Source organism: Pseudoalteromonas sp. DL2-H2.2 (assembly GCF_021532535.1).
Lineage (GTDB): Bacteria > Pseudomonadota > Gammaproteobacteria > Enterobacterales > Alteromonadaceae > Pseudoalteromonas > Pseudoalteromonas rubra_A.
The window spans coordinates 1-1,099 of the sequence record NZ_JAKGBD010000038.1 but is presented as its reverse complement, the minus strand read 5'-3'; the positions used below and the strand labels follow the sequence as shown (position 1 = coordinate 1,099).

At 45.4% G+C, this 1,099-nt stretch carries 2 protein-coding genes; both read left to right on the top strand.

Annotated elements, in window-relative coordinates; translation table 11 throughout:
- Nucleotides 1–526 precede the first annotated feature (526 nt).
- A complete protein-coding gene (locus tag L1285_RS23490; RefSeq protein WP_235414551.1) occupies nt 527–685 on the top strand; it encodes a hypothetical protein in 159 nt (52 codons plus the stop codon).
- A complete protein-coding gene (locus L1285_RS23485; protein ID WP_235414550.1) occupies nt 682–840 on the top strand; it encodes a hypothetical protein in 159 nt (52 codons plus the stop codon). Before L1285_RS23490 ends, L1285_RS23485 begins: the two co-directional genes overlap by 4 nt.
- The last annotated feature ends 259 nt before the right edge of the window (nt 841–1,099 follow it).

The window sequence follows — 1,099 nt, the reverse complement described above, 5'->3', positions numbered from 1 at the left end:
GCAGCCTTGCTGCGAAGTGGAGCGCCATATTAACCGCTTCACTTTTAAAGTCAACTAGAAAATTTAATTTTTCTTAATTAAGCTTTCCGTTTGGCTTTCCCGTCACTTGGCTCTTTGCTTTTCAGCGTTCTACGTCGTAGCGAGCGTCCCGTGTCGGTGGATGCGCATTATAGGGAAATCGAAACTCAGCGCAACCCCTTTTTTGAAGAAAAGTGAGAAAAACGGTGCATTCGGACAAAATACAAACAAAAAGGTGTTTTTTGATATGTTTTCGAACAGATATTCCCCTTTCAAAAAGGTGAAATGAGCCAATTTAACTGAACCCGTTACTTCTCTCATCTTTCAGGCATGAAAAAAGGCCGCACCTTTTACAAGGAAACGACCTTTCTCACAGTGTTACTGCAATCTGTAGATTACTCTACGATTGTAGCTTCAAGCACCAACATTACCTTGTAGAGAATGCCACCTATAGTGCAAAGGGTAATGACAGTGCTTGCACTGGCATTTCCTTTGCGCAGGGCGACGAATGAACGACAAAAATATCTGGAATATTTTTGAACAGCTACGCTGGCTCGAAGAGCATATGGCAGGAAGCCTGGAGTCACCACCGCTTCGCAGCTATCGTGCAAAGGATAATGACACAGTGCTTGCACTGACACTTCCTTTGCGCAAGGGCCACGAATGACCGACAAAAATATCTGGAATATTTTTGAACAGCTACGCTGGCTCGAAGAGCGTAAGGCAGGAAGCCTGGAGTCACCACCGCTTCGCAGCTATCGTGCAAAGGATAATGACACAGTGCTTGCACTGGCATTTCCTTTGCGCAAGGGCGACGAATGAACGACAAAAATATCTGGAATATTTTTGAACAGCTACGCTGGCTCGAAGAGCGTAAGGCAGGAAGCCTGGAGTCACCACAGCTTCGCAGCATGAGAAGGTGAGCGCATGGATGCGCGATGGGCGTCGCTACATGGATGATGAGATGAACACCTCAAGTGCAAACGGCGTCGCAATGCGCCAATATTGATTTGACGATTCAATATAACTCACAAGAGGTGTTCAGATGAAAGTATGTCTAATTGGAATTGATTTGGCAAAA